Genomic DNA, 16,846 nt, shown 5'->3' with positions numbered 1-16,846 from the left:
TGTGCGACACGGCCGGGAGGGGCTCCAGCACACGAGACGCTTTTGGGGGGCTAGGACCGATGGACCCGAACAACCGGGGACCCGAAGAGTACGGCCATGACGACGGACAGGCGCAGAGCAAGCGTCCACCACGGGACGCGCTGACGCAGGATTTCGACCGGCACGCCCCGGCGCTCGCCCGCACCGTCCAGCTCGTCTCGGGCGACTTCCTGCTCACCGTCAACCCCGTCGACGGCAGCGAGATAGAGAACTGCCCACCGGGCGAACTGCCTGGTCAGCCCGTGAAGCACACGCCCGCCGAGCGCGCCGTCCTCGACCGCGCCGCCCGGCCGCCGGTGCCCCCGGGTCCCTCGCTGCCCCGACTGCCCCTGCTCCAGCGCGACGAGGAGAGAGCCCGTCTCGTACGGCTGCTCGCGCGCGGCCGCTCCGTGCGCCTGACCGGAGCCCCCGGCTCCGGTCGCACCACGCTCCTCGACGCGGTCGCCGAGGACTGTGCGGATCTGGCCCCCGACGGCGTCGTCCGGCTGAGCGGTTTCCGGCGCACGGTCGACGACCTGCTGTACGAACTGTTCGCAGCCGTGTACAGCACACCGTTGTTCCGGCCCGCCCGGCAGCAGATCCTCGACATCGTGCGGGACATCGGCGCGGTGGTCGTCCTGGACGACCTGGAGTTCGGCGGGATCGCGCTCGACGAACTGCTCGACGCCACCCCCGAGTGCGCCTTCCTGATCGGCACCACCCCCGACACCCCCCTGCCGTCCGCCGACGCGCCCCTGGAGGAGATCGTCCTCGGCGGCTTCGACCGGGCCGGCAGCGAGCAGCTCCTGGAGCGCGCCGTCGGGCGGACGCTCACCGAGGACGAGTCGAACTGGGCCGGTGACCTCTGGTTCGAGTCCGAGGGACTGCCGCTGCGCTTCACCCAGGCCGGGGCACTGCTCAGGCAGCGGGACCGGCAGCGGGCCGGTGCGGACGCCGTCGACGAGTTCGGGGTCTTCCAGGAGGCACCGCCCGTCGACGCGCCCTTCGACGCCGTCCCGGACGGGCACGACGTTCCCCTGCCGTCGCTCGCCGAAGCGGCCGCGCCCGCCGCGTTGCTCGCCTCCCGGCTGAGCGCCTCGGCCCACGAGACCCTCAGGTTCGCCGTCGCGCTTGGCGGGGAGATCCCGCACCAGGCGCACCTGCCCGCCCTGGTGGGCGACACCCACGCCGACGCCGCCCTCGGCGAGCTGGTCGGCTGCGCCCTGGTGACACCTGTCGGTGCCCGCTATCGGCTCGCGGCCGGGGTGCGGACGCAGCTGGAGGCCGCCGGGTACGCCGATGACACGGAGACACGCGCCCGCACCACCGCCCAGCACTACGCCTGGTGGGCGGGGCACCCTTCGGTGACCCCGGAGCGGGTCTCGGCCGAGGCGGACGCCGTCCTGGCCGCCCTCACCGCGCTCGTGCCCGTGACGACCCCGCCCGGCGAGGACGAGGAGAGCGCCGCCGTGGTGCTGGCCCGGCAGGCGGCGCCCGCGTTCGCCGCCGGGCTGCGCTGGAACGCCTGGGAGCGGGCGCTCCGGGCCGGTGCCGAGGCGGCCGATCTCGTCGGTGACACCGGCGAAGAGGCCTACTTCCACCACGAGCTGGGCGTCCTCGCGCTCTGCTCCGGGCAGTTGGAGCGGGCCCGGGCGGAGCTGGAGGCCTCCATCGGGCTGCGCAACGTCCTCGCCGACAAGCGCGGCACCGTCGCCGGACGCCGGGCTCTCGCCCTGGTCACCGACCGCTCCGGGGCGACACCGCCCGGCGGGCGCACGGCGGCGGGGGAGGAGGTGCCGGACGCCCGGCACGAGGAGTCGGCCTCACCGCCCGGAGGTGTGCCGTCCACGTACCCGTCGGGGGGACTGGCCGGGGCCGGTCTCGGGGCCACGGGCCTCGGCGGGGCCGGTTTCGGGACGCCGACCGGCTCGGGGGCGTGGGGAACGGGCGTGGCCGGGAACGGCGGAGCCTTCCCGACGCCGGCGGCCGGTGACAGCACGCTCGTCACCCAGCGGGCCGGCTCCAGGTCGCCCGCGCACAGGCTGAGCGGTCTCAAGACCCTGGTCGGCGGCGCCCGGCGCAACCTCGTCGCGGCGGGTGCGGGTGCGCTCCTCGCGGCCGTCCTGGGCACCGTCGTGACCCTCGGGGCGACCTCCGACCGCAACGGCGACACCCCCGCCGAGAAGGTCGGCGTCAACCCGTCCGCCAGCGAGGGCACCGGCGACGGGGGTCTCGTCGCGGACCGTCCCAAGGCGGGCGACGAGAACGACACCCCGGGCACCCTGCCCGAACCGACGGACCCGGGACCTGACGGCACCTACGGCACGTCGGACGATCCCACCCCCTCGGACACGGCGGGGCCCTCGGACGACCCGAGCGGTACGAAGGGGCCGTCGGGCAAGCCGACACCGTCCCCGACGAAGACCTCCCCGAAGCCGACGCCGTCCGACGACCCGACGACGGACCCCACGGACGACCCGACCGGCGATCCCACGGACGACCCGACGGACGACCCCACGGACGACCCGACCGACGATCCCACGGACGACCCGACCGACGACCCGACGGGCGACCCGCCGCCCCCCGGAACCACCGACACCGCCACCGCCCCCACGGCGACGAGCGCCTCGGCTACCGTGCCCGAGCCTCCGGCCGACACCGTGGCCTGACGGCGACGGGTTCGGTCGTCTCCCGCGTGCACGAGACGTTCTCGCGGGAGACGAGGAGGTGCTGGATGGGCGGGGGCCGAGCGCGCACAGACCGTCGCCGAGAACCGTCGGGCGGCGCCGAGGTGGTCGAGCGTGTTCTCTTCGGGCGACGTCCTGGTGGGGCCTCTCCCCGGCGCAGTCCTTGGCCGTCGGGGATCAGGAACCGTTCCGTGCCTGCTCGGCCAGGCGGCGTCGGGCGTCCGGCCAGGCGATGGGCAGGTCGGCCGACGGGGTCTGCCAGAAGGTGAAGACCGAGTCCTTCATCACGGGCCGCAGCCCGGTCATGATCGACCGGTGCGGTTCGGTCCTCGCGTACGTGTACAGCGCGTCCTTGTCCTCCCACGCCGACAGGGTCCAGAACGTGCGCTTCAGGGGTTCGGCGATCAGCGAGGCGCCGTAGGCCCCGGGCGCGCCCGAGACCTGCTTCCACGCGGACAGGGATCGCAGGAAGAAGCGCGGTACGTCCTTGAACGAGCGGACCTCGAACCGCGAGGCCATGACGAACGCCTCGGTGTCCGGTGCGGGGGTGTTGACCGTGGTCCAGGGCAGGGTGGGCATGACTGTGGCCCTCTCCGAGGGGATGTTGGATACCTTCACTATCTATGTTAGACAGTGAAGGTATCCAACTTCTAGTGCGGAGGGCGACCGATGCGTATCTCCGAGCTGAGCCGCCGCAGTGGTGTCTCCGTCGCGACGATCAAGTACTACCTGCGCGAGGGGTTGCTCCCGGCCGGGCGGCAGATCTCGGCGACGCAGGCCGAGTACGACGAGAGTCATGTGCGCAGGCTCCGACTGATCCGCGCGTTGATCGGCGTCCGGGGGCTGTCCGTCAGTACCACCCGGGAGCTCCTGGGTGCCTTGGCGGAGCACGCCGGAGACACCCATCTACAGCTGGGCCTCGCCCTGGGGGCCATCCGGCTCGGCGAGGAAACCGGCGAGGCCCCGTCGGAGGCGGCGAAGGTCGACGCCCTCGTCGAGGAACTGGGCTGGCACGTGCACGAGTCGGCACCCGCCCGCGCGGTCCTGGCCGAGACCCTGGCCACGCTGCGCACGCTGGGCGCCCCGCTCGACTGGCAGGCGCTGCTGCCGTACGCCCGCCTCGCGGAGCACACCGCGACCCTCGACCTCGACCAACTGGACGGGATAGAGGACCCGTTGGAGGCCGCCGAACGCGCCCTGCTGCTGACCGTCCTCCTGGAACCCGCGCTGCTGGCGCTGAGGCGCATGGCCCAGCAGAACGAGTCGGCGCGCCGGTACGCCGGGGGCTAGCCACCCCCGGCTTCGAGTGCGCGCAGGCCCGTGCAACTCCGCTCGCGCGGCAGTGCGTCCACCGGCCCCGCGGGCCTACGGCAGCGGTGGCGACCGCTTCAGAACAGGCGCAGCTTGTCGTCTTCGATGCCGCGCAGGGCGTCGTAGTCGAGGACCGCGCAGCCGATGCCGCGGTCGGTGGCGAGGACTCGGGCCTGGGGCTTGATCTCCTGGGCGGCGAAGATGCCGCGGACCGGCGCGAGATGGGGGTCGCGGTTCAACAGCTCCAGGTACCGCGTGAGTTGCTCGACGCCGTCGATCTCACCCCGCCGCTTGATCTCCACCGCGACGGTCGCGCCGTCGGCGTCCCGGCACAGGATGTCGACAGGGCCGATGGCGGTCATGTACTCGCGACGGATGAGGGTGTAGCCCTCGCCCAGGGTCTCGATACGGTCGGCGAGGAGTTCCTGCAGATGCGCCTCGACGCCGTCCTTGATCAGCCCGGGGTCGACGCCCAGCTCGTGCGAGGAGTCGTGGAGGACCTCCTCCATCGTGATGATGAGCTTCTCGCCCGCCTTGTTGACGACGGTCCAGACGCCCTCCTCGTCCCCGGAGCCCTCCTTCAGCGTGCAGGGCGGCGACATCCAGTTGAGGGGCTTGTAGGCCCGGTCGTCCGCGTGGATCGAGACGCTGCCGTCAGCCTTCACCAGGATCAGGCGAGGGGCCGAGGGAAGATGGGCGGTGAGCCGGCCCGCGTAGTCGACGGAGCAGCGGGCAATGACGAGACGCATGGTCGGCAACGCTACTCGACGCCGACGGGTGCGCGCGATTCGGCTGCCGGAACGGCCGTCGCAGGACTCCGCTCCTGTGCCCTCGCACCCCGCCGGACGGCGTTCGACGAATCCGTCGCTTCAGCCCGGCCACTGTCGCCCTCCGTCACGTCCTCCCGCCCCTCATGTGGACCTTCGGCGTCCCCCGGCATGTGCCGCTGTCAACTCCTGTTCGGCATTGGCTGATTGTGTGCGTCACACGCCCTGTCGGTGCGCGCAATCTCCTGGTGCGGTCACCTTCGGTTGCTTACCGTAGAAACTGGAGGTCGCGGAGCGTGCACTCTGCGTGTTCGCCGACCGATCTCCGCCCCTGTCCGTCAACCCCTGTTGTTGCGGGGGTGCGAGAGGAGAACCCATGTCGCTCGACGTCTCACCGGCCCTACTCGAACAGGCCGAGCGAGGCGAGGTCGACGAAGCCGCCTTCGTCGACTGCGTCCGGACCTCCCTGCCTTACGCGTGGGAGATGATCAGCTCTCTGGTGGCCCAGCTGAAGGTCGACGGCGGAGAGTTCGCCGACAACCAGACGCCCCCGCCGGACGAGCAGGCGCGCGGGCAGCTGCTGCGCGCGCTCGCCAGTGACGCGATTCGCGGCGCGCTTCAGCGGCACTTCGGTGTACGGCTCGCCTTCCAGAACTGCCACCGGGTGGCGGTGTTCCCGCTGGACCCGTCCGTGGACGACAGGCTGGCCCGCTTCACCTCGATCCGCGGTCAACTCCTCAACCAGTCCCCGGAACTCCGGGACTGCTGAGGGCATGACGCGCCACAGCTTGCCGCTCCCATCGCGGGAGGTGCATCGGTAACCGGGGCGGCAAGCTCCCCGCAGTGGCTCAGCCGAGGTGAGGCAGCACCTCGGCACCGAGTCGCCGTACGTTCTCCTCCGTCGCGGCCAGATCGCCGGAGCCCTCGACGAGCAGGGCGAAGCGGGAGATGCCCGTCCGTTCGCTGGTCGCCGCGAGCCGGTCGGCGCACAGCCGCGGGGTGCCCACCGGGTGCAGCCCGCAGAGGAGTTCGGTGTAGGCCAGCGGGTCGCGCATGGCGCGAGCGCGGCCGTCGACGGTCACATGCGCGTCGAGGCCCTGCTTCAGCCAGCCCGGCATCGCCTTGGTGAGCGACTCCACGGCGTCGGTGCGCCGGTCCGCGATCTGGCAGACGCCGGCCGAGACATGGGCCGCGCCGGAGATCTCCTCCGGCGAACGGCCCGCCGCCCGGGCGCAGGTGCGCCACAGCGCGACCATCTCGGCCTTCTCCTCGTCCCCGACGTGCATGCCGAGGAGCATCGACAGCCCCCGTTCGGCGGCCAGCTTCACACTCGACGGCGAGGTGCAGGCGACGACGACCTCCGGGCCCGGTGTCTCGTCCAGGTCCTCCGCGGGCCTCGGGACGACGGGCACCTCACGAAAGCTGAATCGTTCCCCCGACGCCGACACCGACGGCTCACGCAGCCAGCGCATGAGCAGATCGAGTGATTCCGGGAAGCCGCTCTCGTACGCCTCCAGCCCGGAGCCGAAGACCTCCAGATCGACCCACGGCCCACCGCGCCCGACGCCCAGGGAGAAGCGTCCGCCGGAGGTCACATGCAGCAGCGCGGCCTGTTCGCCCAGGGCCACGGGGTGGACGGTGGGCAGCACACTGACCGCCGTGCCGACCCGGATGCGCCGGGTGCGCCCCAGCAGTAACGCGGCGAGGGTGATCGCCGACGGGCAGGTGCCGTACGGCACGAAGTGGTGCTCGGCCAGCCAGACCGCGTCCAGCCCGGCCTCGTCGGCCACTTCGGCGGTCCGTACCGCCCGGTGGAGCGCCTCCCCCTGGCCCTGGCCGGGGAATTGGGCGCCCAGTACAAATGTTCCTACGTGCATCGCTCTTCCTGCTTCCTCGGCTCCGACTCGGGAGCTCCCCCACCGGCATAACCCCGTGACACGTGCCGAAGACACGGCCTGGCGACGAGATTTGCGGATTGTCTGCAGAATGCGCCGGGCGGAGGGCGTTCTGAGGGGATTGGTGACGTACGCATACCCCCACCGGGCCCGCGTAGGCTGGACGCCAACCCTGCTCCCTGTATAGCCCCGTGAGGTGTCCCGTGTCCCCGCGTCGCAACCGCCCCAAGGACCATGGCTCCTCGGGTCCGGGTCCGTCAGGCCGCAGTGCGGACGAGGACCGTTCGGACCGGTACGGCGGCTGGCAGACCAGCGAGCCGTGGCGGGGCGAGGAGTGGAGCGTGCGCCATGTGGCGGGCGCGAGCGCGGCCGGCAAGACCTACCGCTGCCCCGGCTGTGACCAGATGATCCCCTCCGGGGTGCCGCACGTCGTCGCCTGGCCCGAGCACTCGGGCGTCGACGAGCGCCGGCACTGGCACAAGGCCTGCTGGAACGCGAAGGACCGCCGCACCTCCCGGGTGCAGCGGTCCCGTAACGCGCCGAGGTTCTGACACCTCGCGGACTCCGGTCGTGGCCCTCGGTCAGACGTCCCGCTTCTCCAGCAGGGCGTACGCGCCGACGAACCCGGCGACCACCAGGGCGAGCATGATCCACAGCGGATCCCAGCCCGACGGGCCGGACTGGCTGATCTCCGCACCGTAGAAGACGCTGAGCTGGCTCGGGATCGAGTACTCCAGCAGGAACTCCTGCACGTCCTTCAGCGACTCGGAGAACATGAAGATCGCGATGACCAGGGGCGCGAGGAAGACGCCGAGCATGATGGTGATCGCGCCGGCGGAGTGCCGGATCAGCGAGCCCATCAGCAGCGACAGCAGCCCGAAGAGCGCGAGGAACAGGCTCACGCCGACGGTGGCCTTGAACCACTCCTCGCCGTCGGGGCTCACCACACCGTTGTCCTCCAGGATCGCCACCTGGGCGAAGCCGACGAACGCGGCGGTGACCAGGGTGACCGTGAAGGTGAGCGCGAAGAACACGATGGCCTTCGCGAGCAGTACCCGGCCGCGGCTCGGGCAGGCCGTCATCGTGGTCCGGATCATGCCCGTGCCGTACTCGGAGGCCGTGGTCAGCACCCCGAGCGTGATGATGCAGACGCTGCCGATCATCAGCCCGAACAGACCGAGGCCCAGCGGGGACTCGCCCTCCAGGTTCATGTCCGTGGAGGCGGCGATCAGGGCGAAGAGCAGGCCGAGGCCGATCACCAGGACGACGAAGACGCCCAGCGTCCACACCGTCGAGCGGACCGACTTGATCTTCGTCCACTCGGAGGAGATCGCGTGCCCGAGGTGGGTGCGCACGATCGGGATCGGCGAGGTGTACGAAGTGCCCGGCGCGCCCTGCCAGTTGGGGGCGGGCGGCTGCTGGGTGAGGGGCGGCTGGGGCGTGCTCATCGGGCGTCCTCGGACTTCGTCAGGTCGGCGGCGGGCGCGGGGGCCGCGGGTGCGGGGGACGGGGTCGGCGCAGCCGCGGGGGCCGGGGGCGCGGCCGGGGGCGCGGACTGGGCGTACGGGTTCGGCTGGGGCTGCGCGGGCGCCGGAGCGGGCGCTGTGGGCGCCGGGGCGCCGTAGGGACCGGCCGGCGGCTGACCCTGCGGTGCGGGGTGGCCCTGCGGCGCGTACGGCGTGCCGCCCTGCTGCGGTGCGGGCGGGGCGTACCAGCCCGGCTGGCCCTGCCCGGGCACCGGCATCGGCGGCTGTGCGCCGGGCGGCAGGGGTTGCTGGAGACCGGCCTTCTGGTCGGTCGTCGAGCGGTAGTCGACGGCGCCCTGCGTCATCCGCATGTACGCCTCCTCCAGCGAGGCCTGGTGCGGCGACAGTTCCCACAGCCGTACGTCGGCGCCGTGCGCGAGGTCGCTGATCCGGGGGAGCGGCAGACCCATGACACGCAGTGCCCCGTCCTGCTCGGGCAGCACCTGGCCCCCCGCCTCGGTCAGCGCCGCCGTCAGCTTCTCGCGCTGCTGCGGCTCGGTGTCCGGCGTCCGTACGCGCGCGAAGTCGGCGGAGTTCGCCGAGATGAAGTCCTTGATGCTCATGTCGGAGAGCAACTGCCCGCGCCCGATCACGATGAGGTGGTCGGCGGTCAGCGCCATCTCGCTCATCAGGTGCGAGGAGACGAAGACCGTACGGCCCTCGGCGGCGAGCGCCTTCATCAGGTTGCGGACCCAGAGGATGCCTTCGGGGTCGAGGCCGTTGACCGGCTCGTCGAAGAGCAGGACCTGGGGGTCGCCGAGCAGGGCGGCGGCGATGCCGAGCCGCTGGCCCATGCCGAGGGAGAAGCCCTTGGAACGCTTCCTGGCGACGTCCTGGAGGCCGACGACACCGAGCACCTCGTCCACCCGGCGGGCCGGGATGCCCGACAGCTGGGCCAGGGACAGCAGGTGGCTGCGGGCGTGCCGGCCGCCGTGCACGGCCTTGGCGTCGAGGAGCGCACCGACCTGACGGGCCGCGTTCGGCAGCTTGCGGTACGGATAGCCGCCGATCGTCACCTGCCCGGAGGTGGGATTGTCCAGGCCGAGGATCATGCGCATCGTCGTCGACTTGCCCGAGCCGTTGGGGCCCAGGAAGCCGGTGACGGCCCCCGGCCGCACCTGGAAGGAAAGGTTGTACACGGCCGTCTTGGCGCCATAGCGCTTCGTCAGGCCGACTGCCTCGATCATGCTCCGCACCCATCGAACGGTTCAGGACGTCTCAGGACGTCGGGGCACACGCCCCCGTAAGGATTAGGAGCTTATCGGGGCGCTGACGGTTCCGCCCAAGAGGAAGTAAAACCGCGCAGGTCACGGGCCGGTTGTTTTGGCATGTACGTAATCGCTGGTCAAACCCCCGCTCACGCGTCGCGCCGCTTCAGCGTCAGAAACCCGCCGAGCAGGGCCGCCGCCACCCACAGCGCCATGATGGCGAGGCCGCCCCACGGTCCGTACGGTGTGTCGTCGTCGACCGGGGTGACCACCTGCATGATCTTGCTGCCGGCCTGGTCGGGGAGGTAGCGGCCGACCTTCTCGGTGGCGCCGACGTTGCCCAGGATGTTGGAGATCAGGAAGAAGAACGGCATCAGGATGCCGAGCGACAGCATCGGGCTGCGCAGCATCGCCGCGACGCCCATCGAGAACATCGCGATCAGGGTCATGTAGAGCCCACCGCCGAAGACCGCGCGCAGGACGCCCGGATCGCCGATCTCGGCCCGGTGCGAGCCGAGCATCGCCTGTCCGAGGAAGAACGTGACGAAGCTGGTCGCGAGTCCCACGGCGAAGGAGAGGGCGGTGGCCACCGCGATCTTGCTGAAGAGAAAGGTGCCGCGCTGGGGCACGGCGGCCAGCGAGGTCCGGATCATGCCGGTGCTGTACTCGTTCGACACCACCAGCACCCCGAACACGATCATCGCCAGCTGCCCGAGCGTCATTCCCGCGAAGCTGATGAAGGTCGGGTCGAACGAGAGCCGGTCGTCGCGGCTCAGATTGTCGAACTCGTGCTTCGACAGCAGGGAGATCAGCACGCCGAGCGCGATCGTGACGATCCCGGCCAGCGACAGCGTCCACACCGTGGAAGCCACCGAACGGATCTTGGTCCACTCCGAGCGGACGACCTGGGCCGTGGTCACCGTCAGCCCTCCCGCTTCCAGCCGACGCCCCAGGCGGGGGCGGTGGGCGGGCTCGCCACCGGGGTGCCGTCGTGCGCGTGGTACTCCACCGACTCGGCGGTCAGCCGCATGAACGCCTCCTCCAGCGAAGCCTGTCGGGGGCTCAGCTCGTGCAGCACGAGCTGGTGCTGGGCGGCCAGCTCGCCGATCTGCTCCGGTTTCCCGCCGTCCACCTCCAGCGCCCCGTCGCCCGTCTCCACGACCATCACACCGACCGCGTTCAGCACGTCGAGCAGTTGTTCCCGCTGGGGGGTGCGGATCCGTACGTACGACCGTGAGTTCCGCTGGATGAACTGTGCCATCGAGGTGTCGGCGAGGAGCCGCCCCTGTCCGATCACCACGAGGTGGTCCGCGGTCAGCGCCATCTCGCTCATCAGATGCGACGACACGAACACGGTCCGGCCCTGCGCCGCGAGGGACTTCATCAGGTTCCGGATCCAGTGGATGCCCTCGGGGTCGAGGCCGTTGACGGGCTCGTCGAACATCAGGATCCGTGGGTCGCCGAGCAGCGCGCCGGCGATGCCGAGCCGCTGCCCCATGCCGAGCGAGAACCCCTTCGCCTTCTTCCTCGCGACCGACGTCAGTCCGACCGTGTCCAGCACCTCGTGCACCCGGGCCCGGGGGATCCCGTTGCTCTGCGCGAGGCACAGCAGGTGGTTGAAGGCGCTGCGGCCGCCGTGCATGGCCTTGGCGTCCAGCAGCGCGCCGATGTACGTCAGCGGGTCCCTCAGCCGGTCGTAGTGCGTGCCGTCGATCCGGACGTCTCCCGCCGTCGGACGGTCCAGCCCCAGGATCATGCGCATCGTCGTCGATTTTCCGGCTCCGTTGGGTCCGAGAAAACCGGTGACGATCCCGGGCCGCACGGCGAAGGTCAGGTTGTTCACCGCGACTTTCTCGCCGTACCGCTTGGTCAGCCCGTCGAGCTCGATCATGCGGCCACGCTAGAACGGGGGCCGGGGGCCTGCCACCGGAGTACCGCCTTGTCACGGCCCCAGAAAGGAGCGCGAAGAACGCGGGGACGCAACCGGCCGGGTTGGGGGGAGCGGGGAAGGGACGGCTCAGGCTGAGGCCGACGGGACACAGGCGGCTCAGGTTGTGGGGCAGCGACACAGACGGGTCGGCTCGGAGAGTGGTGCGGCGGGGTAGTGGTCTGCCCCGGTGAGTGGCACGGCGGAGGCGGCCTGCGCGGGAGGGCCGGTCCGCAGCTGGGGCGGGGACAGACGGGCCGGGGACAGGCCGGGCGGGCGATGGGCGCGGCCCGGCGGATGCCCCACGTGCCGCAGGGCCGGGGGCCGTGCAGGAGGTGGTGAGATGGGGCGGCCATGGCCCCCCGGATGCCGAAGGCCCGCGCCCCCCCGGAGGGGAGACGCGGGCCCAGGTGCCTCGTCCGGTGTGGCCGGCAGGAGACGGTGTTACCGGGACTGCTGGGCCGGGACCCCGCGGGAGATCGGCTCGTCGTCGGTGACCGGCGTGCTCGCGGCGGCGACCGCCGCACCCGTGAGGGTCGCCAGCATCTCGCGCACGTTCGTCAGCTGGGCGTTGATCGAGTCGCGGCGGTTGGTGAGCGCCGCCAGCTCGCGCTCGGATTCCGAACGGATCCGGTCGGCCTTGGCGTTCGCGTCCGCGACGATGTCCTCGGCCTGACGCTGCGCGGTCTCCACCGTCTGGCGGGCACGGCGCTCGGCGTCGGTGCGCAGCTTCTCGGCCTCCAGGCGGAGCTGCTCCGCGCGGTGCTCGATCTCCGCGAGGCGCTTCTCGGCCTTCTGCTGACGCGACGCGAGGTCCCGCTCGGACTGCTCGCGACGCTTGGCGAGGTTCGTCTCGAAGTCGGCGGCGGCCTGCGCGGCCTTCGCACGGGTCTCCTCGAAGAGGGCGTCCGCCTCCTCGCGCTTGGACTGCGCGTCCTTCTGCGCCTCGGCACGCAGCTGCGAAGCGTCGCTCTTGGCCTTCTCGACGATCCGGACGCCCTCGTCCTCCGCCTTGGCCTTGCGCTCCGCGGAGAAGGACTCCGCGTCGTTGCGCACCTGCTGGGCCGCCGACTCGGCGAGCTCACGGTGCTGCTCGGCGGCGCGGCGGGCCTCCTCGCGCAGGTCCTTCGCCTCCTCCTCGGCGAGGCGGAGGATCTTCTCGACGCGCGCGCCGAGACCGGCGTAGGACGGCTCGGCGTCGGTCACCGCCGCCTGGGCGTTCTGCGTCTCGAGGTGGAGTTCCTCGATGCGCTTCTCCAGAGCGGTGATGCGGGCGAGAGCGGAGTCACGGTCGGAGACGAGCTTGGAGATACGTTCGTCCACCTGAGCGCGGTCGTATCCACGCCGCACAAGCTCGAAGCCGTAGGGGGAAGTGTCGCTCATGGGGTTCCTGTCGAATGAGACCGGTGAGGTGATAGGTGGAATCCTAGGGGGCGAAGCGGCGTGTCATCGAGCAGATGCACGTTTGATCTGGAGAATGACACCCCTTTTGAGTGGCCGACCATCGGAATACTTGCCAGAAACTTTGCGTAAAGGCCTGAAAGCACAGATGGCAAGCACAGAACGAGCACAAATTGGTGTCTGTAGTACCAGGGCGGGGCGGGAAGATACCCGCAACACCCCGGCACCGCTAGCCGTCTGACGACTTGCCACCCGAACGAGTCGCACCCGCCGCGGCACCCGTCTTGACTCCACCGTCCTTGCCGCTCGACGGGGCCTCAAAAGACTCCAACGCGACCAGGACGTCCTGGACACGGGAGATCTCCGCATTGATGTCCTCGCGGCGGCGGACCAGCACCTCCAGCTCGCGCTTGCCCTCCTCGACCGTGCGGCGGGCCTCGCGGATCGCCTCGGCCTTCAGCTCCTCGGCCTCACGGACGAGCGTGGACTTCTTCTGCTCGGCCTCCTTCAGAAGGCCCTCGGCCTTCTTCACCGCGGCGATACGCACCTTGCCCGCCTCGGAGTTCGCCTCGGAAACGATCTCCTTGGCCTTCGCCGTCGCCTTCTCCAACTGCTCCTCGGCCGCCTTGATGAGCGCGTCACAGCGGTCACCGGTGGATTTCATCGTCTCGGCGGCCTCACGGCGGGCCCGCGTGTGCAGTGCCTCGATCTCGGCCGTGATGCGGTCGCGCAGTTCCTCGGCCCGCTCCCTTATGGCGGTCGCGTCCCGGCGCGCGCCGACGAGCAGCTCGTCGGCGTCGGTACGGGCCTTCTCCACCGTGGAGTTGCCCTCGACGGTCGCCTCCGCGACCAGCCGCTCGGCCTCCTTGCGGGCCGCGCCGACCATGGAGTCGGCCTGCCCCTCGGCGTCCGCGGTGGTCTGCAGCGCCTGCGTCTGCGCCTCGGTGAGCAGCTTGTCGGCCTCGGCAGCCGTCTCCGAGATGAGCTTGTCGACCTGCTCGGCGGCCTCGGAACGCCGCTTGTTGGCGTCCTTGCGGGCCTGGTCGAGGGTGTTGTCGGCCTCCTCGCGGGCGTGCGCCATGAGCCGGTCGGCCTCCGCCTCCGCCTGGGCCCGCGCCCGCTCGGCGTCGGCCCGTACCCGCTCGGCGTGCTGCTGCGCGGAGCCCACCGTCTCGGCGGCCTCGGCCCGCAGCCGCTCGGCCTCGTCGGTGGCCTCGCCGATGAGCCGGTCGGCCTTGGCGACGGACTCGGCCCGTACCCGCTCGGCCTCCTCGTTGGTCTCCCGGGTCAGACGCTCCGCCTCGGCCGTCACCTCGGTGATCAGGGTGTCGGCCTGGGTCGCCGCGTCCGAACGGATGCGGTTGGCGTCGTCGCGGGCCTCCGCGCGGGTGCGCGAGGCGTCCTGGTCGGCCCGCGCGACGGTGTCCGAAGCCTCCGTACGCGCCCGCTGGGCGTGCTCGGACGCGTCCGAACGCACCCGCTCCGCCTCGGCGATCGCCTCCGCGACCGTCCGCTCGGCGAGCGACTTGGCGGCCTCCGACTCCTCCCGGGCCTCGCGGCGCACCCGGTTGGCGTCCTCGGTGGCCCGCTCCCGCTCCGCGTAGGCGTCGGCGCGGACCCGGTCCGACTCCTCCTCGGCCTCGCGGCGCATCCGGTCCGCCACGTGCTCGGCCGTGTTGCGCAGCCCGGCGATCTCCTCCTGGGCCTGCTCGTGCAGCCCGGCGACGGAGTCCCGCACCTGCTGCGCGTGCTGCTCGGCCGCCGACACCATCTCGCCGGCGCGCCGCTCGGCCTCCTCGACCAGCCGTACGGCCTCGGCCTGGGCCTCCTCGACGCGCTTGCGCGCCGAGGCCAGCAGCTCCTCGCTCTGCTCGCGCGCCCGCAGCCGCTCCTGGTCGGCCTCCTGCCGGGCCGCGCCGAGGAGTTCCTCGGCCTCGCGGCGGCGCCGGGCGGCCTCCTCCTGCGCGGCGGCCAGCGCCTGAGAGGCCTCCGTGGCCAGCCGCTCGGCCGCGGCCTGCGCCTCCGCCCGTACCCGGTCGGCGGTGTCCTGCGCCTCGGACTTCAGCCGCTCCGCCTCGGCCGCGGCCTCCGACCGCAGCCGTACGGCGATGGCCTCGCCCTCGGCGCGGGACGCGGACGCGTCGGACGCGGCCTCGTCGCGCAGCCGCTCGGCCTCGGCCTCGGCCTGTGCCTGCAGCGTACGGATGCGTTCGGCGGCCTCGGTGCGCAGCCGGTCGCTCTCCTCGCCGGCCTCGCGGCGGATCCGCTCGGCCTCGGCGCGGGCGTCGGCGAGTGCCTCCTCGGCGGAGGCCAGCCGGGCCTCGGCCTCGCTCTGCAGCCGGGTCAGCTCCTCGGCCGCCTCCACCTTGCGGGCCTCGACGCCGCGCTCGGTCTCCTCGCGCAGCTCACGGGCGGCGCGCTCGGCCTCGGCCTTCAGCTCCTCGGACTGCTCCTCGGCCTCGGCGCGGTGCCGCTCGGCCTCCTTGCGGGTGCGCTCCAGCGTCTCCTCGGCCTGGCGGCGCAGCGTCGAAGCGCGTTCGATGGCCTCGGTGCGGACCTTCTCGCTGTCCGTGGTGGCGGTCTGCCGCAGCTCGTCGGCGTCCGTCCGGGCCTTGGCGAGCAGCTCCTCGGCGGTCTTGGCCGCCTCCTCGATCTGCTGGACGGCCTCCCGCCGGGCCTCGGAGCGGATCCGCTCGCCCTCGGCGACCGCGTCGGAGCGCAGCTGTTCGGCCTCGCCGCGCAGCCGGCGCGCCTCCTCCTGCAGCTCGACGGTCTTGGCGCGGTACTCCTTGGTGTCGTCCTTCGCCGTGCCCTTGAGCTGTTCGGCGAGGTCGTGGGCCTCGGCGCGCAGCCGGTCCGCCTCGGCCTCCGCCTCGGAGCGGATGCGCTCGGCCTCCTCGGCTGCGGCCTTGGTGGTCTTCCGGGCTTCCTCGGACGCCTTGTTCAGCACGTCCTCGGCGGTCTTGGCCGTCTTGGCGAGCTGGGAGGCGGACTCCTCCGCGGTGATCGAGCGGGCCTTCTCGGCGGCCTCGGCGACGATCTTCTCGGCCTCGGCCCTGGCGTCGGCGACGGCTTCCTCGGCGGCCGCCTTGGTGGCCTCGGCCTCCTTCGTGGCCTCGGTGACCAGCCGGGCGACCTGCTCCTTGGCCGTACGGGTGCGCTGTTCGTTGGTCGACTCGGCGGCGGTGACGGCCTTGGCCGCGTTCTCCTTCGCCTCCGTGACCAGCTTCTCGGCCTCGGCGCGCGCCTCGCGCAGCGCCGCCTCGGCCTCCGCCATGCGCTGCTCGGCCGCCCGGCTCAGCTCGGAGGCCTGGCGGCGGGCGGAGTCCGACTCGGTGGCGGAGCTGGACCGCAGCTGCTCGGCGTGCTCGGTGGCCTCCTGGGCCTGGGTGGACGCCGCGTTCAGCAGCCGCTCGGCCTCGGCGCGGGCCCGGCGCAGGATCTGGTCTGCCTCGCTGCGGGCGGCTTCCGAGTCGCTCTGGAGCCGCTGACGGGCCTCGGTGGCGAGCCGCTCGGCCTCGGCGCGCGCGGCGGCCAGCGCCTGCTCGGCCTCGGCGCGCGACTCGTCGACGAGCCGACGGGCCTGGGACTCGCTGCGGGCGCGCAGCTGCTCGGCCCAGGCCACGTTCTCGTTGACGTGCGACTCGACCGTCTGGCGGCGCTCCGACAGCTCCTGGTCGAGCTGCTGGCGGCGGGTGACCGCCTCCTGGTGCAGCTCCGCCTGGAGGCGCGCGGCCTGCTCGGCGTGCTCCTGGAGGATCCGCTGCGTCTGCGCCCGGGCCTGACTCAGCTCCCGCTCGGCGTCCGCGCGCAGCTGGTCGGCCTGCATCTGGGCCTGGCGGAGCATCTGCTCGGCCTGGTAGCCGAGGTCGCCGCCGCTGTCGTAGGCGGGCCGGGACATGAGGGTGCGGCGCGCCTCGTGCAGCTTGGCGCGCAGCACCTCGACCTGGTAGCCGAGGTCCTCGGCGTGCTGGATCGCCTTTTCCCGCTCGGTCTTCAGCCGCTCCATCTCGGCCTCGAACCGAGAGAGGTGGTCGACGTCAGCCGCCGGCTCTCGCTCCTGGCGTTCGTAGCCCCGCACTGCGCGGTCCCATCCGTCCCCTGGT

The 16,846-nt window shown here is 72.0% G+C and carries 13 protein-coding genes; 4 read left to right on the top strand and 9 right to left on the bottom strand.

What is annotated here, in order from left to right; genetic code table 11:
* The first annotated feature begins 59 nt into the window (after positions 1-59).
* Positions 60-2,687: a PT domain-containing protein gene (locus tag K1J60_RS13970; protein WP_220646508.1), complete on the top strand. Its 2,628-nt coding sequence runs from the start codon at positions 60-62 to the stop codon at positions 2,685-2,687.
* Positions 2,688-2,882: 195 nt separating this feature from the next.
* Here K1J60_RS13970 and K1J60_RS13965 read toward each other — a convergent pair whose 3' ends face one another.
* Complete coding sequence (locus K1J60_RS13965; RefSeq protein WP_220646507.1) at positions 2,883-3,284, bottom strand: DUF3291 domain-containing protein; 402 nt, start codon at positions 3,282-3,284, stop codon at positions 2,883-2,885.
* A gap of 90 nt (positions 3,285-3,374) precedes the next feature.
* Here K1J60_RS13965 and K1J60_RS13960 point away from each other — a divergent pair, with 90 nt between their 5' ends.
* A complete protein-coding gene (locus K1J60_RS13960; RefSeq protein WP_220646506.1) occupies positions 3,375-3,995 on the top strand; it encodes a MerR family transcriptional regulator in 621 nt (206 codons plus the stop codon).
* Positions 3,996-4,093: 98 nt separating this feature from the next.
* Here K1J60_RS13960 and nucS read toward each other — a convergent pair whose 3' ends face one another.
* Positions 4,094-4,765 (bottom strand): endonuclease NucS, encoded by a 672-nt coding sequence (gene nucS / locus K1J60_RS13955; protein WP_033526493.1) that lies wholly within the window; start codon positions 4,763-4,765, stop codon positions 4,094-4,096.
* Positions 4,766-5,159: 394 nt separating this feature from the next.
* Here nucS and K1J60_RS13950 point away from each other — a divergent pair, with 394 nt between their 5' ends.
* On the top strand, positions 5,160-5,552 hold the full coding sequence (locus K1J60_RS13950; protein WP_005480204.1) for an SCO5389 family protein: 393 nt from the start codon (positions 5,160-5,162) through the stop codon (positions 5,550-5,552).
* A 79-nt stretch (positions 5,553-5,631) separates the two neighbouring features.
* Here the strand turns inward: K1J60_RS13950 and K1J60_RS13945 are convergent, their stop codons facing one another.
* Positions 5,632-6,660, bottom strand: a complete 1,029-nt coding sequence (locus K1J60_RS13945) for an LLM class flavin-dependent oxidoreductase (RefSeq protein ID WP_220646505.1) — start codon at positions 6,658-6,660, stop codon at positions 5,632-5,634.
* 221 nt (positions 6,661-6,881) lie between these two features.
* Between K1J60_RS13945 and K1J60_RS13940 the strand changes: the two genes are divergently transcribed.
* Entirely contained in the window at positions 6,882-7,229 is a 348-nt protein-coding gene (locus K1J60_RS13940; RefSeq protein ID WP_220646504.1) for an ATP/GTP-binding protein, read from the top strand.
* A 30-nt stretch (positions 7,230-7,259) separates the two neighbouring features.
* Here K1J60_RS13940 and K1J60_RS13935 read toward each other — a convergent pair whose 3' ends face one another.
* The 6 genes from K1J60_RS13935 to scy all read right to left on the bottom strand — a co-directional run bounded on the left by K1J60_RS13935 (position 7,260) and on the right by scy (position 16,821).
* A complete protein-coding gene (locus K1J60_RS13935) occupies positions 7,260-8,126 on the bottom strand; it encodes an ABC transporter permease subunit (protein ID WP_220646503.1) in 867 nt (288 codons plus the stop codon).
* On the bottom strand, positions 8,123-9,391 hold the full coding sequence (locus K1J60_RS13930; RefSeq protein ID WP_220646502.1) for an ABC transporter ATP-binding protein: 1,269 nt from the start codon (positions 9,389-9,391) through the stop codon (positions 8,123-8,125). The genes K1J60_RS13935 and K1J60_RS13930 overlap by 4 nt, the downstream gene beginning before the upstream one ends.
* A 170-nt stretch (positions 9,392-9,561) precedes the next feature.
* Positions 9,562-10,332: an ABC transporter permease gene (locus tag K1J60_RS13925; protein WP_220646501.1), complete on the bottom strand. Its 771-nt coding sequence runs from the start codon at positions 10,330-10,332 to the stop codon at positions 9,562-9,564.
* Between the two features lie 2 nt (positions 10,333-10,334).
* On the bottom strand, positions 10,335-11,303 hold the full coding sequence (locus tag K1J60_RS13920; RefSeq protein WP_220646500.1) for an ABC transporter ATP-binding protein: 969 nt from the start codon (positions 11,301-11,303) through the stop codon (positions 10,335-10,337).
* A 480-nt stretch (positions 11,304-11,783) separates the two neighbouring features.
* Positions 11,784-12,722, bottom strand: coding sequence for a coiled-coil domain-containing protein (locus tag K1J60_RS13915; protein WP_033529339.1), 939 nt, complete (start codon positions 12,720-12,722; stop codon positions 11,784-11,786).
* Between the two features lie 247 nt (positions 12,723-12,969).
* Positions 12,970-16,821, bottom strand: a complete 3,852-nt coding sequence (scy, locus tag K1J60_RS13910) for a polarized growth protein Scy (protein ID WP_220646499.1) — start codon at positions 16,819-16,821, stop codon at positions 12,970-12,972.
* Positions 16,822-16,846: the final 25 nt, after the last annotated feature.

The sequence above is a fragment of the Streptomyces akebiae genome (assembly GCF_019599145.1).
Taxonomy (GTDB): domain Bacteria; phylum Actinomycetota; class Actinomycetes; order Streptomycetales; family Streptomycetaceae; genus Streptomyces; species Streptomyces akebiae.
Note: the sequence above shows the minus strand (reverse complement) of the source record. Positions and strands in the feature narration are given on the sequence as shown.

Coding starts and splice junctions, on each gene's coding strand:
- K1J60_RS13970 (WP_220646508.1), top strand. CDS start 60: ATGGACCCGAACAACCGGGGACCCGAAGAGTACGGCCATGACGACGGA.
- K1J60_RS13965 (WP_220646507.1), bottom strand. CDS start 3,284: ATGCCCACCCTGCCCTGGACCACGGTCAACACCCCCGCACCGGACACC.
- K1J60_RS13960 (WP_220646506.1), top strand. CDS start 3,375: ATGCGTATCTCCGAGCTGAGCCGCCGCAGTGGTGTCTCCGTCGCGACG.
- nucS (WP_033526493.1), bottom strand. CDS start 4,765: ATGCGTCTCGTCATTGCCCGCTGCTCCGTCGACTACGCGGGCCGGCTC.
- K1J60_RS13950 (WP_005480204.1), top strand. CDS start 5,160: ATGTCGCTCGACGTCTCACCGGCCCTACTCGAACAGGCCGAGCGAGGC.
- K1J60_RS13945 (WP_220646505.1), bottom strand. CDS start 6,660: ATGCACGTAGGAACATTTGTACTGGGCGCCCAATTCCCCGGCCAGGGC.
- K1J60_RS13935 (WP_220646503.1), bottom strand. CDS start 8,126: ATGAGCACGCCCCAGCCGCCCCTCACCCAGCAGCCGCCCGCCCCCAAC.
- K1J60_RS13930 (WP_220646502.1), bottom strand. CDS start 9,391: ATGATCGAGGCAGTCGGCCTGACGAAGCGCTATGGCGCCAAGACGGCC.
- K1J60_RS13920 (WP_220646500.1), bottom strand. CDS start 11,303: ATGATCGAGCTCGACGGGCTGACCAAGCGGTACGGCGAGAAAGTCGCG.
- K1J60_RS13915 (WP_033529339.1), bottom strand. CDS start 12,722: ATGAGCGACACTTCCCCCTACGGCTTCGAGCTTGTGCGGCGTGGATAC.